Here is a 13,360-nt window from a genome sequence, read left to right as displayed (position 1 = left end):
GCGCATGAGGCCGCTGTGGGTGGGGCTCGTCGCCACGACCGTCCTGGCGACCGCGCTGTCCGTCTGGCTGGGGCTGCGGCTGTCCGACCAGCATGCGGCGGAGCAGCGCCGCCAGGACGTCCTGGCGGCCGCCCGCCAGTCGGCGCTGAACTTCACCTCGCTCGACTACCGGCACTACGGCCGGGACAGCGGCAACGTGCTGAAGGGTGCCACCGGCGACTTCAAGAAGCAGTTCACCGCGCAGACGGCGCAGCTGACCCGACTGGTCGCGCAGAACAAGTCGGTGTCCGAGGGGCAGGTCCTGGAGGCGGGCATCGTGCGGTCCGACGAGCGCTCGGCCCGGGTCCTGGTCGTGGCCGACAGCAAGGTGACCAACACCGCCGCGCCCGAGGGACAGGCGCGGACCTACCGGCTCCAGCTCGATCTGGTGCGCGTGGACGGCCGCTGGCTGACCTCCGACGTCGAGTTCGTGGGCTGACCCGGCAGTGACGCCGGCAGTGAGGAGAGACACCGTGGCGAACCCGACCACCCGAACCCGCGGCACCGGCTCCCCGGCCCGCCGCACCATGACCGCGGCCGCCCGCGCGGCGGCCAAGCGCGCCAGGCGGCCGGAGCAGGACGAGACCGCCCCGCAGGCCGAGGGACGGCCCTCGGGACGCACCGTGCTCATCGAGCCCCCGGGCGGCTGGGACGACCCGCCGGAGCCGAAGCCGGCTGCGGAGCCGGAGACCGACGAGCAGGAGAGCGCGCCTGCGCAGCCGCCCCGCCTGCGAAGGCTGCTCACCGCGGCACTCTGCCTCGCGCTCGCGGCAGCCCTGGCCGTGGCCGCCGTACTGGGGTGGCAGTACCGGCAGGGACAGCAGACCGCACAGGCACGCGCCGAAGCCCTCGCCACCGCCCGGAAGGCCGCGCCGGTCGTGCTGTCGTACGACTACCGCCACCTGGACCGTGACTTCGCGCGGGCCCGTGCCCTGCTGACCGGTGCCTTCCGCGACCAGTACGGCAAGACCACGAGGACAGTGGTCGGGCCGACCGCGAGGAAGTACCACGGCGTGGTGAAGGCGGCGGTGGCGGCGCCCACGGACGGCGGCGCGCCCGCGGTCTCCGTCGTGTCCGCCGCACCGGACAAGGTGGTCGTCCTGCTCTTCGTCAACCAGATCACGCAGAGCACGCAGGTGTCGGGCTCCCGCCTGGACCTCGACCGGGTGCGGATGACGCTCGCCCGTACCTCCGACGGCTGGAAGGTGAGTGGCGTGGACGCCCTCTGACCAGGCCACCGGAAGTGCCCCCGCGCAGCCCGCGCGGGGGCACTTTTTCGTGGCCGCTCTTGACAGTCACCCCTGACCACAGGCAATCTTCCATTAGGCAGAAACGAACTTCCACAATACGGAATCTCTAACCGAAGGGAGCGCGGCCCGAATGGGATTTGCAGACCAGCGCTTCAACGTCAACCTGTCGATCCTCTTCACGGAACTCCCGCTCCTGGAGCGCCCCGCGGCCGCCGCCGCGGCGGGCTTCACGGCGGTCGAGCTGTGGTGGCCCTGGGTCGACTCCCCCACCCCCGAGCAGTCCGAACTCGACGCCCTGAAGAAGGCGATCGAGGACGCGGGCGTCCAGCTCACGGGTCTGAACTTCTACGCCGGACAGCTGCCGGGCCCGGACCGCGGCGCCCTGTCGATCCCCGGTGAGGAGTCGGAGAAGTTCCGCGCCAACATCGACGTGGCGGCGGACTTCGCGGCCTCCCTCGGCTGCACGGCGCTCAACGCGCTGTACGGCAACCGGGTCGAGGGCGTGGATCCGGCCGAGCAGGACGCGCTCGCCCTGGAGAACCTCGCCCTCGCGGCGCGGGCGGCCGACCGGGTCGGCGCGATCATCCTGATCGAGGCCCTGAACCAGCCCGAGTCGCCGAAGTGCCCGATCGTGAGCGCGCCCAAGGCGATCGAGATCGTGGACAAGGTCAACGCGGCGACGGGCCTCGGGAACGCGAAGTTCCTCATGGACCTCTACCACCTGTCCATGAACGGCGAGGACCTGCCCTCGGCCATCGAGCAGTACGCGGCGAGGACCGGCCACGTCCAGATCGCCGACAACCCCGGCCGCGGCGCTCCCGGGACGGGTTCGCTCCCGCTGGAGGAACTGCTCGACCAGCTGAAGAAGGCCGGTTACGACGGCTGGGTCGGCCTGGAGTACAAGGCCGGCGACCGTCCGAGCGCCGACTCCTTCGAGTGGCTCCCGCGCGAAGCGCGCTGAACCCCCCGACTTTGCACAGCAGTCAGAGAGGCACCCCGATGAGCAACCTTGCAGATTCCTCCCGCCCGGCCCGCCCTGCGATCGCCTGGATCGGCCTCGGCATCATGGGCTCCCCCATGTCCGAGAACCTGATCAAGGCGGGCTACGACGTCACCGGCTTCACCCTGGAGCAGGACAAGCTGGACCGACTCGCGGCCGCCGGCGGCACCGTGGCCTCCTCGATCGCCGAGGCCGTGCGCGACGCCGACGTGGTGATCACGATGGTGCCCGCCTCCCCGCACGTCGAGGCCATCTCCTACGGCCCCGACGGCATCCTGGAGAACGCCAAGCAGGGCGCCCTGCTGATCGACATGTCCTCGATCACCCCGCAGACCTCGGTGGACCTCGCGAAGAACGCCAAGGAGAAGGGCATCCGCGTCCTCGACGCCCCCGTCTCCGGCGGTGAGGCCGGCGCCGTCGAGGCCGTACTGTCGATCATGGTCGGCGGCGAGCAGGCCGACTTCGACCAGGCCGAGCCGATCTTCGACGCGCTGGGCAAGACCATCGTGCTGTGCGGCCCGCACGGCTCCGGCCAGACCGTGAAGGCGGCCAACCAGCTGATCGTGGCCGTGAACATCCAGGCCTGCGCCGAGGCCGTGGTCTTCCTGGAGAAGTCGGGCGTGAACCTGCAGGCCGCGCTGGACGTCCTCAACGGCGGCCTCGCGGGCTCGACCGTGCTGACCCGCAAGAAGGACAACTTCCTGAGCCGCGACTTCAAGCCGGGCTTCCGCATCGACCTGCACCACAAGGACATGGGCATCGTCACCGACGCCGCCCGCAACGTCGGCGCCGCCCTGCCGGTCGGTGCCGTGGTCGCCCAACTGGTCGCCTCGCTGCGCGCCCAGGGCGACGGCGGCCTGGACCACTCGGCCCTGCTGCGGGCCGTGGAGCGCCTGTCCGGCGCCCAGGCCTGACGGCCTCCCGAGACTTCCGGGCCGCGGTGCCGCTGACACCTGTCCTGTCGCGCCCAGGCGGCACCGCGGTCCGGAATCGACTTCAACAAACTGTTGACGTCTCGTCCACCCAAATCTAGGCTCACGCCAGCGGAAGCTCCATAAAGCGGAAGTCTCTTTCCGAAAGTTCCGAAGATTCCCGCTGCCCTCTCGCACGGAAGGTCCACGATGTCGAAGCGCGTGCTCACGACAGAGTCCGGCGCCCCGGTCGCCGACAACCAGAACTCAGCCTCGGCGGGCGTCGGCGGCCCGCTGTTGCTCCAGGACCAGCACCTCCTGGAGAAGCTGGCGCGCTTCAACCGCGAGCGGATCCCGGAGCGTGTGGTGCACGCCCGCGGCTCCGGCGCGTACGGCCACTTCGAGGTGACCGACGACGTCACCGGCTTCACCCACGCCGACTTCCTGAGCGCGGTCGGCAAGCGCACCGAGGTGTTCCTGCGCTTCTCGACGGTCGCCGACTCCCTCGGCGGCGCGGACGCGGTCCGTGACCCGCGCGGTTTCGCGGTGAAGTTCTACACCGAGGAGGGCAACTACGACCTCGTCGGCAACAACACCCCGGTGTTCTTCATCAAGGACCCGATCAAGTTCCCCGACTTCATCCACTCGCAGAAGCGGGACCCGTTCACCGGCCGGCAGGAGCCGGACAACGTCTGGGACTTCTGGGCGCACGCCCCCGAGGCCACGCACCAGGTGACCTGGCTGATGGGCGACCGCGGCATCCCGGCGTCGTACCGCCACATGAACGGCTACGGCTCGCACACCTACCAGTGGACGAACGCCGAGGGTGAGGCCTTCTTCGTCAAGTACCACTTCAAGACGAACCAGGGCATCCGCTGCCTCTCCGCCGAGCAGGGCGCCGAGCAGGCCGGCAAGGACCCCAACTCGCACCAGACGGACCTGCTGCAGGCCATCGAGCGCGGGGTGCACCCGTCCTGGACCCTGTACGTCCAGCTCATGCCGGCGGCCGAGGCGGCCGACTACCGCTTCAACCCGTTCGACCTGACCAAGGTGTGGCCGCACCGGGACTACCCGCTGCAGCGGGTCGGCCGCCTGGTGCTGGACCGCAACCCGGACAACGTGTTCGCCGAGGTCGAGCAGGCCGCGTTCTCCCCGAACAACTTCGTGCCGGGCATCGGCCCCTCCCCCGACAAGATGCTCCAGGGCCGGCTGTTCGCCTACGCGGACGCCCACCGCTACCGCCTGGGCGTCAACCACACCCAACTCGCCGTCAACGCCCCGAAGGCGACGACCGCGCAGAACTACGGCCGCGACGGCTTCATGGCGTCCAACGCCCAGGGCCGCCACGCCAAGAACTACGAGCCGAACTCGTACGACGGCCCGGTGGAGACCGGCCGCCCGCTGTCGGCCCCGCTGGCGGTCTCCGGCCACACCGGCGCCCACGAGGCCCCGCTGCACACCAAGGACGACGACTTCTCCCAGGCGGGCGAGCTGTACCGGCTGATGTCCCAGGAGGAGAAGCAGCGTCTGGTCGCGAACATCGCCGGTGGCCTCTCGCAGGTCTCCCGCGACGACGTGATCGAGAAGAACCTGGCCCACTTCCACGCCGCCGACCCCGAGTACGGCAAGCGCGTCGAGGAGGCGGTCCGCGCCCTGCGCGAGGACTGAGGCCACTGACAGCGTCCGGGTTCCGACGGGGAGGTCGGGCCCGGACGCCGACGACCCGCAACCGAGCGGTCCGGATGAGGGGTGACCACTCGGTACGGCGGGCAGGGCGAGGACCGCGGCGGTGTGCGAGCCAGTGCGGTGGTGAAGGAATCGAGCACCCTTCTCGACCAGAGGGAAGGGTTCCCGGCTCCGTCGCATCCGCCGCGGTCCCCAGCCACGACCTCGGTGCCAGGTCCCCAGCCACGACCTCGGTGCTGGGTCCCCGTCTCCGTCCGGCGGCGCGAATGTCCTGTCGCGCCCAGCCTCGCGCCGTCGGACGGCCATCACACGGCACCGAAAGCGCCCCCTGGCCGCAGGGGGCGCTTTCGTGCTGTCCGGGCTCCGGGGGTGCGCTCCTGCCGCTTCCGCAGGACGCTGATGCCATGGGCAATCCGACGCAGTACCCGCACATCGTGGTCCATGCTCCGGCCCTCGACGGCTCCCGGCGCGTCACCGAGGGGGACGTGACCCTGGGGCTCGCCTCCCACCTGGACGACGTCGTCGAGATCCTGCGGCTGGCCGACCTGGACCGCATCGAGGTCGAGGAGAGCGACCTCATCGAGTGGCAGGGCGGCGGGCCCGACGACTGGCCGGGCCTGTCCGAGCACGAGATCTAGGGACGGCGGGTACGACAGCGGCCGTACCCGGCCTACGCAACCCTCAAATCAACCTCTGAACACCGCGAGAGAGGCTTCGACCACCGGCACCGGCGGGCACAACACCGACAGACGGGGCCCGCCGGCACGGGGGCGGCGGGTCCCGTACGGGGGTGCGAGATGGCTGGTACGACGAGGATCCCGACGGAACCGCAGGCGCTCGCTCTGCTGCGGGGAGGTGCCCGGGCCGCCGTGACGGTGGCGGTGCTGGGCCTGCATCTGCGGGGTGCGGTGAGGGCCGGGCGGGCGGGCACGATGCGAACCTCGGGTCCGGCGCCCGGAGCGGCCCTCACGAAGCTCGCGAAGGCGGTGCACGCAGGCCTCTACCGCCCTGCCGGCATGCGGCAGTTGCTGGACCGGCGGCCGGTGCGGGAGGCGCTCGGCGAGCTGCGCGCGGACCTGGTCGGTGCGGGCCTGCTGCGGGCCGTCCTCCCGGGCCGTACCCGCGCCGGCCGCCGGGCCCTGAGAGACCTGCGCGCCCGGCATCCGCTGCCCGTCCGCGGCTCGGGCCCGTCCTCCGAGGACACGCTGCTGCTGGTGGCCCTGCACGGCGACAGGGCTCTGACCGTGCTGGCCCCGCGCTTCACCAGGGACGCGGGCCTGACGGGCCGCGGCGGCACCACGGAACACGAGCTGCCCCGGTCCTGGGGCAGCTCGGGCGGTGGGGGGTTCAGCTGCGGGGCGGTGTGACCGGCGTGCACCCGACGGTCGCAGATCCGTGCGCCCGCGCATGCGCCAGGGGCGGCCCGTCCCCCTCGGACGGACCGCCCCTGGCGTGTTCTCGCGCGCTGGTGCCGGATCAGACCTTCAGCGGCTTGATCGACGTCGGCGCGTGGCCGGGCTCGGTGGCCAGGTCCTCGAACTCGGAGATGTCGCTGATGTCCATCGTCCGGCTCATCGAGATGTTGGTGATGCGCTCCAGGATCGCCTCGACGACGACCGGCACCTGGTACTCGGCGGCCAGCTTCTTCGCCTGCTCGAAGGCGGCGCCCAGCTGGTCCGGCTCGGTGACCCGGATCGCCTTGCAGCCCAGGCCCTCGGCGACCTTGACGTGGTCGACGCCGTAGACGCCGATCTCAGGAGTGTTGATGTTCTCGAACTCCAGGTTGACCTGGAAGTTGAGGTCCAGGCCGATCTGCGCCTGCCGGATCAGGCCCAGGTACGCGTTGTTCACGAGAACGTGGACGTAGGGGATCCGGTGCTGGGCGGCGACCGCCAGCTCCTCGATCAGGAACTGGAAGTCGTAGTCGCCGGAGAGGGCGACCACCGGGGACTCCGGGTCGGCCTTGGCGACGCCGATCGCGGCCGGGATGGTCCAGCCGAGCGGGCCGGCCTGGCCGCAGTTGATCCAGTGGCGCGGCTTGTAGACGTGCAGCATCTGCGCGCCGGCGATCTGGGAGAGGCCGATCGTGGTGACGTACCGGGTCTCCGGGCCGAAGGCCTTGTTCATCTCCTCGTACACGCGCTGCGGCTTCATCGGCACGTTGTCGAAGTGGGTCCGGCGCAGCAGGGTGGCCTTGCGCTCCTGGGTGGAGGCGACCCACTCGGCGCGGTCGGGCAGCCTGCCCTCGGCCTTCAGCTCCTTGGCGACCTCGACGAACAGCTCCAGCGCGGCCTTGGCGTCGGAGACGACACCGTAGTCCGGCGGGAAGATCTTGCCGATCTGGGTGGGCTCGATGTCGACGTGGACGAACTTGCGGCCCTGGCGGTAGACGTCGAGCTTGTAGCCGGTGTGGCGGTTGGCCCAGCGGTTGCCGATGCCGAGAACGAAGTCGGACTCCAGGAAGTTCGCGTTGCCGTAGCGGTGCGAGGTCTGGACGCCGACCATGCCGGCGTTCAGCTCGTGGTCGTCGGGCAGGGCGCCCCAACCCATCAGGGTCGGGACGACCGGGGTCTGGGTCAGCTCGGCGAACTCGACCAGCAGGTCGACGGCGTCGGCGCCGATGATGCCGCCACCGGCGACGAGGAGCGGACGCTCGGACGCCAGGAGGAAGGAGAGGGCCTTCTCGATCTGGGCGCGGGTCGCGGCCGGCTTGTAGACCGGGAGCGGCTCGTACGTCTCCGGGTCGAACTCGATCTCGGTGAGCTGGACGTCGATCGGCAGGTCGATCAGGACCGGTCCGGGACGGCCGGAGCGCATCAGGTGGAAGGCCTGCTGGAAGACGCCGGGGACCTGCGCGGCCTCCAGGACGGTGACCGCCATTTTGGTGACCGGCTTGGCGATCGAGGCGATGTCGACGGCCTGGAAGTCCTCCTTGTGGATCACGCTCGTGGGCGCCTGGCCCGTGATGCACAGGATCGGGATGGAGTCGCCGATGGCCGAGTACAGGCCGGTGATCATGTCGGTGCCCGCGGGGCCCGAGGTGCCGATGCAGACGCCGATGTTGCCCGGCTTGGTCCGGGTGTACCCCTCGGCCATGTGCGAGGCGCCCTCGACGTGGCGGGCGAGCGTGTGGTTGATCCCGCCGCCCTCCTTCAGCGCCTTGTAGAAGGGGTTGATCGCCGCGCCCGGCACACCGAAGGCGTCCGTGACGCCCTCGCGCTTGAGGATCTCAACTGCCGCGCGGGCAGCGGTCATACGAGCCATCGAGTACTCCTGCTTCGGCTGTCGGATGCGTACTCCCGTCGCGCCCCGCGGCGAGTACTTCCGTATTGCGGAAAGTAATTTCTACTATCTGAAATCAATGTAGGGGGGTCGCCGAAGGTCGTCAAGAGAGGGACAAGGAGGGTCCGACAGGAGCACGATGGGGGGCGCAGTCCCGATGCGACGCCTGGAGTGGCCATGCCCGAAAGCGTGCCGGTGCGCTGTCCGGCCTGTCGGCGCGAGCACGTCTACGCCGCGCCGCCGTATCCCTGCGCCTGCGGCAGGCCCTGCGCCCCGCGGCTGGACCCGGCGGCCGCGCCGGCCGTCCTCGCGCACCGCACCTGGGACGAGGACTGGGTCACCGTGCGCTGCACCGCCTGCGGTCTCACCCATCAGCTGCCGCACCCGGAGCTGGGCTGCCCGTGCGGCACGGTCCTGCGCATTCCGGTGAGCGACGCCCCGTCACCGGGGGCACGCCCCGGGGCGGCCGTGCCGAGTGACACCCCGGCGCCGACCGCGCGGCCGGGAACGGCCGCCCCGCGGTACAACGGACGGATCCCGTTCCGGCCCGTCACCATCCGCACCGCGCGGGACGCCGTCACCGCCACCGCGCTGTACTTACGCTGGCTCGGCTACCGGGACATACGCCGCGCCGACCAGCGGCCCCCGTCCGGCATAGGCCTGGCCGCGCACGGCCTGGTCGCCCAGGTGGACCCCGCCGTGCGCCCGGCCTCGCTGCGGGACGTGGAGTGCCTGTGGCTGACGGCCATGACGGAGTCCGCGGGCTGTGTCTACTTCTCCCTGGCCGGATACGCCGAGGACGCCCGCGCTCGCGCCGACACGCTGGGCGTCCCCCTGTTCGTCCTCGACCTTACGGGCACCCCGACCCCGGTGAACGGTCCGGGCCGGAAACTCGCCAGATCGGGCGTGGTCTGACCGCCTAGACCCCGTACTTCTCCCGCAGCTCCACCTTGCGCACCTTCCCGGACACCGTCATCGGGAAGGAGTCGAGGAGCTGCAGTCGGCTCGGGATCTTGTAGTGGGCGAGCCGGCCCTGGCAGAAGGCGCGCAGGTCCTCCAGGGTGAGCGGGTCGGCCGTGTCGTGCGGGATCACGCAGGCGAGGACCTCCTCACCGTACTTCTGGTGCGGCACCCCGACGATCTGCACGTCCCGGATCTTCGGATGGACGTAGAGGAACTCCTCGATCTCACGCGGGTAGATGTTCTCGCCGCCCCGGATGATCATGTCCTTGATCCGGCCGACGATCTCCACGTACCCGTCCTCGCGCATCATCGCGAGGTCCCCGGTGTGCATCCAGCGGCCCGCGTCGACGGCCTCGGCGGTCTTCTCGGGCTCGTTCCAGTAGCCGAGCATCACGCTGTACCCGCGGGTGCACAGCTCACCCGCCGTGCCGCGCGGCTGGGTGACCCCGGTGGCCGGGTCGACGACCTTGACCTCCAGGTGCGGCAGGACCCGGCCGACGGTGCCCGTGCGGTGCTCCAGGTCGTCCTCGATGCGGGTCTGCAGGGAGACCGGGGAGGTCTCGGTCATGCCGTAGCAGATGGACACCTCCTCCATGTGCATCTCGGCGACCACCCGCTTCATCACCTCGACCGGGCAGGGCGAGCCCGCCATGATGCCGGTGCGCAGGGACGAGAGGTCGTACGACGCGAAGTCGGGGAGGTTCAGCTCCGCGATGAACATGGTCGGCACGCCGTACAGGGACGTGCAGCGCTCCTGCTGGACTGCGTCCAGCGTGGCCTTCGGGTCGAAGGACGGCGCCGGGACGACCATGCAGGCGCCGTGCGAGGTGGCGGCGAGGTTGCCCATCACCATGCCGAAGCAGTGGTAGAAGGGCACCGGGATGCAGATCCGGTCCTGCTCCGTGTAGGCGATCGACTCACCCACGAAATAGCCGTTGTTCAGGATGTTGTGGTGGGAGAGGGTGGCCCCCTTCGGGAAGCCGGTGGTCCCCGAGGTGTACTGGATGTTGATGGGGTCGTCGCAGGACAGGGCCTCGAACCGGACGTCGGGGGTCGCGCGGCCGAGCAGCGCCTCCCAGGTCGGGTCGCCGATGTAGACGGTCTCCCGCAGCTGCGGGCACCTGCCCCGCACCTCCTCGACCATCGCGCGGTAGTCGCTGGCCTTGTGGCTGAGGGAGGCGAAGAGCAGCGAGACGCCGGCCTGGTTGAGGACGTACTCGACCTCGTGGGTGCGGTAGGCCGGGTTGATGTTCACCATGATCGCGCCGATGCGGGCGGTGGCGTACTGGACCAGCACCCACTCGGGGCAGTTGACGGCCCAGATGCCCACCCGGTCGCCCTTGGCGACCCCGCTCGCGAGGAGCGCGCGGGCCAGCGTGTCGACGTCCGCGCCGAACCGGGCGTACGTCCAGCGCCGTCCCGACGGCACGTCGACGAGCGCCTCGCGGTCCGGCCAGGCGGCGACGGCCCGGTCCAGGTTGGCGCCGATCGTGTCGCCGAGCAGGGTCGTCCCGCTCGTGCCGTGCGTGTACGACGATTCCGAGGTCACCGGAAGTCCTCCTCGCGGTACTCGTCCTGCGAGCCCGCGGCCGTGGCCTCGCGCAGCTCGATCCGGCGGATCTTGCCGGAGACGGTCTTGGGCAGGGCGCCGAACTCCAGACGGCGGATGCGCTTGTAGGGGGCGAGGACCTCGCGGGAGTGCTCGAACAGCACCTTCGCGGTGTCGGGTCCGGGCTGCCAGCCCTCGGCGAGGACGACGTACGCCTTGGGCACGGCGAGGCGCAGCTCGTCCGGTGCGGGCACGACCGCGGCCTCTGCGACCGCCTCGTGCTCCAGCAGCGCGCTCTCCAGCTCGAACGGGCTGATCTTGTAGTCGGAGGCCTTGAAGACGTCGTCCGCGCGGCCGACGTACGTCAGGTAGCCGTCCTCGTCCCGGGAGGCGATGTCGCCGGTGCGGTAGTAGCCGCCGGCCATGGCCTCGGCGGTGCGGTCCGGGTCACCGTGGTAGCCGGTCATCAGGCCCACCGGGCGCTCGGAGAGGTCGAGGGCGATCTCGCCCTCGGTGGCGCCGGGGGCGCCGGAGACCGGGTCGAGGAGTTCGACGCGGTAGCCGGGGCTGGGCCGGCCCATGGAGCCGGTCTTCAGGAGCTGGCCGGGGCTGTTGGAGACCTGGACGGCGGTCTCGGTCTGCCCGAAGCCGTCCCGGATGGTGACGTCCCAGGCCCGGCGGACCTGCTCGATGACCTCGGGGTTCAGCGGTTCGCCCGCCGCGACGACCTCGCGGGGCGGGGTGGCGAGCTGGCTCAGGTCGGCCTGGATGAGCATGCGCCACACGGTCGGCGGGGCGCAGAAGGTGGTCACCCCGGCCCGGTCCATCTCGGCCATCAGCCGGCCCGCGTCGAAGCGCGCGTAGTTGTGGATGAAGACGGTCGCCTCGGCGTTCCAGGGGGCGAACAGGTTGGACCAGGCGTGCTTGGCCCAGCCGGGCGAGGAGATGTTCAGGTGCACGTCACCGGGCCTGAGGCCGATCCAGTACATGGTGGCCAGGTGCCCGATGGGGTACGAGGTGTGGGTGTGCTCGACCAGCTTGGGGCGGGCGGTCGTGCCGGAGGTGAAGTACAGCATCAGCGGGTCGTCGGCCAGCGTGGGCCCGTCGGGGGTGAACTCGGCGGGGGCGGTGTACGCGACCTCGTACGCCTCCCAGCCCTCCTGCGGCACCCCGCCGACCGCGATCCGGGTGTAGCCGCCGGGCACGTCCGCGAACTTGGCGGCGTCCTCGGCCCGGACCAGCACGTGCTTGACCCGGCCGCGCTCGACCCGGTCGCGCAGGTCGGCGGCGCCGAGCAGCGGGGTGGCCGGGATGACGACGGCGCGCAGCTTCATCGCGGCCAGCGCGGTCTCCCACAGCTCGGCCTGGTTGCCGAGCATGACCAGGATGCGGTCCTCGGCGGCGACGCCCCGCGCGCGCAGGTGGTTCGCGACCCGGTTCGAACGCTCGGCCATCTCGGCGAAGGTCAGCCGGATCTCGGTGCCGTCCTCCTCGACGATGTGCAGGGCGGTCCGGTCGTTGCCGTCGGCGATCACGTCGAACCAGTCCAGCGCCCAGTTGAAGTGCTCGGGCCGCGGCCAGGCGAAGCCCTCGTGCGCGGTGGCGTAGTCCTCGCGGTGCTCCAGCAGGAAGTCCCGGGCACTCCTGAAGACCTCGGTCGCCGTCGTCATCTGCGTCCTCCTAGGTTCCGGACCATTGCCGGGCGGCTCTCTGGCATCGTCTAATCCGTGATGCAGGTCTCACTACCCCCGAACGGGGGTGTGGTCCCCCCACGTGACCGCACCGAAGGAGTGAAGAGGTGTCAACACAGGCCGTGGCGGCGGTGGAGATACGCGGTGCGCTGGTCCGGCTGCGGCGCACCACGGGGCTTCCGGTCGCCTTCGGCGGCCTGGTCGAGTACGGGCGGCCGCAGATCCGCATCAGCGAGCTGAGCGGCACGGCCACCGCCGCCCTCAGCTCGCTCGCGGTGACCTCCGGCAACGGGCTGGGCGGCAAGGCGGTCGCGCTGGCCCGGCCGTGCGCGGTCACGGACTACTCCAGCTCCCGTCAGATCAGCCACGAGTACGACGTCCCGGTGGCCGCCGAGGGCATCCGCTCGGTGCTCGCGGTGCCGGTCGTCGTACGGCGGCGGGTGCGCGGGGTGCTGTACGGCGCGCTGCGGACGGCCCAGCCGCTGGGCGACCGCACGCTGGGCGAGGCGGTGGCGGTGGCTCGGGACGTGGAGCAGGCGCTGGTGGTGCGGGACGAGGCGCGGGTACTGCTGGCGGCGGCCCGGCCGGAGCCCGCCGACGGGTCCGAGGGGCAGGGTGCCGCCTGGGAGCAGGTGCGCGAGGCTCATGCGGCGCTGCGCGCGCTGGCGCCCCGGATCGCCGACCCGGGCCTGCGCGCCGAGCTGCTCGCCGCCTGCGGACTGCTGGCCGTACCTCGCCCCGCCGGGGGCGCGAGCCTGGCGCCACGCGAGCTGGACGTGCTGTCCTGGGTGGCGGAGGGCGCCACGAACGCGGCCGTGGCCGAACGGCTGGGCCTGCGCCCGGAGACGGTGAAAGGCTATCTGCGCTCGGCGATGCGGAAGCTGGGCGCGCACACACGAGGGGAGGCGGTGACCGCGGCGAGGCGGGCTGGACTGCTGCCGTAGGCGGGCCCGTGGGGCTCTTCACAGCAACCGTGAGGAACCTTGCCC

General features: G+C 71.2%; 12 protein-coding genes. 9 read left to right on the top strand and 3 right to left on the bottom strand.

Translation table 11 applies throughout. The annotated features are described in order from the left end of the window. Nucleotides 1-4: 4 nt before the first annotated feature. The 7 genes from ACIRVH_RS01805 to ACIRVH_RS01775 all read left to right on the top strand — a co-directional run bounded on the left by ACIRVH_RS01805 (nucleotide 5) and on the right by ACIRVH_RS01775 (nucleotide 6,253). Nucleotides 5-478 (top strand): hypothetical protein, encoded by a 474-nt coding sequence (locus ACIRVH_RS01805; RefSeq protein ID WP_403947311.1) that lies wholly within the window; start codon nucleotides 5-7, stop codon nucleotides 476-478. A gap of 34 nt (nucleotides 479-512) precedes the next feature. Continuing rightward, nucleotides 513-1,268, top strand: coding sequence for a hypothetical protein (locus ACIRVH_RS01800; RefSeq protein ID WP_403947310.1), 756 nt, complete (start codon nucleotides 513-515; stop codon nucleotides 1,266-1,268). Between the two features lie 151 nt (nucleotides 1,269-1,419). Further along, nucleotides 1,420-2,250 carry a TIM barrel protein gene (locus ACIRVH_RS01795; RefSeq protein WP_403947309.1) on the top strand — a complete coding sequence of 277 codons (831 nt, stop codon included), beginning with the start codon at nucleotides 1,420-1,422 and terminating at the stop codon, nucleotides 2,248-2,250. Nucleotides 2,251-2,288: 38 nt separating this feature from the next. Next, a complete protein-coding gene (locus ACIRVH_RS01790) occupies nucleotides 2,289-3,203 on the top strand; it encodes a 2-hydroxy-3-oxopropionate reductase (RefSeq protein WP_403947308.1) in 915 nt (304 codons plus the stop codon). Nucleotides 3,204-3,410: 207 nt separating this feature from the next. Continuing rightward, nucleotides 3,411-4,868 carry a catalase gene (locus tag ACIRVH_RS01785; RefSeq protein ID WP_403947307.1) on the top strand — a complete coding sequence of 486 codons (1,458 nt, stop codon included), beginning with the start codon at nucleotides 3,411-3,413 and terminating at the stop codon, nucleotides 4,866-4,868. Nucleotides 4,869-5,290: 422 nt separating this feature from the next. Further along, the gene (locus ACIRVH_RS01780; RefSeq protein ID WP_403947306.1) at nucleotides 5,291-5,524 is read left to right on the top strand and encodes a hypothetical protein; all 234 of its coding nucleotides are present in this window, start codon (nucleotides 5,291-5,293) and stop codon (nucleotides 5,522-5,524) included. Between the two features lie 159 nt (nucleotides 5,525-5,683). Next, nucleotides 5,684-6,253: a TIGR04222 domain-containing membrane protein gene (locus tag ACIRVH_RS01775; protein ID WP_403947305.1), complete on the top strand. Its 570-nt coding sequence runs from the start codon at nucleotides 5,684-5,686 to the stop codon at nucleotides 6,251-6,253. Between the two features lie 109 nt (nucleotides 6,254-6,362). Here the strand turns inward: ACIRVH_RS01775 and gcl are convergent, their stop codons facing one another. Further along, complete coding sequence (gene gcl / locus ACIRVH_RS01770) at nucleotides 6,363-8,150, bottom strand: glyoxylate carboligase (protein WP_403947304.1); 1,788 nt, start codon at nucleotides 8,148-8,150, stop codon at nucleotides 6,363-6,365. A 195-nt stretch (nucleotides 8,151-8,345) separates the two neighbouring features. On the opposite strand from gcl, the gene ACIRVH_RS01765 reads away from it, so the two are divergent. Further along, the gene (locus ACIRVH_RS01765) at nucleotides 8,346-9,083 is read left to right on the top strand and encodes a hypothetical protein (protein WP_403947303.1); all 738 of its coding nucleotides are present in this window, start codon (nucleotides 8,346-8,348) and stop codon (nucleotides 9,081-9,083) included. A 4-nt stretch (nucleotides 9,084-9,087) separates the two neighbouring features. Here the strand turns inward: ACIRVH_RS01765 and ACIRVH_RS01760 are convergent, their stop codons facing one another. Beyond that, nucleotides 9,088-10,680 (bottom strand): AMP-binding protein, encoded by a 1,593-nt coding sequence (locus tag ACIRVH_RS01760; RefSeq protein ID WP_403947302.1) that lies wholly within the window; start codon nucleotides 10,678-10,680, stop codon nucleotides 9,088-9,090. Beyond that, on the bottom strand, nucleotides 10,677-12,350 hold the full coding sequence (locus ACIRVH_RS01755) for an AMP-binding protein (RefSeq protein ID WP_403947301.1): 1,674 nt from the start codon (nucleotides 12,348-12,350) through the stop codon (nucleotides 10,677-10,679). The genes ACIRVH_RS01760 and ACIRVH_RS01755 overlap by 4 nt, the downstream gene beginning before the upstream one ends. A gap of 128 nt (nucleotides 12,351-12,478) precedes the next feature. Between ACIRVH_RS01755 and ACIRVH_RS01750 the strand changes: the two genes are divergently transcribed. Next, a complete protein-coding gene (locus tag ACIRVH_RS01750) occupies nucleotides 12,479-13,315 on the top strand; it encodes a response regulator transcription factor (RefSeq protein WP_403947300.1) in 837 nt (278 codons plus the stop codon). Nucleotides 13,316-13,360 lie beyond the last annotated feature (45 nt).

This window comes from Streptomyces sp. NPDC101165, assembly GCF_044768135.1.
Taxonomy (GTDB): domain Bacteria; phylum Actinomycetota; class Actinomycetes; order Streptomycetales; family Streptomycetaceae; genus Streptomyces.
Note: the sequence above shows the minus strand (reverse complement) of the source record. Positions and strands in the feature narration are given on the sequence as shown.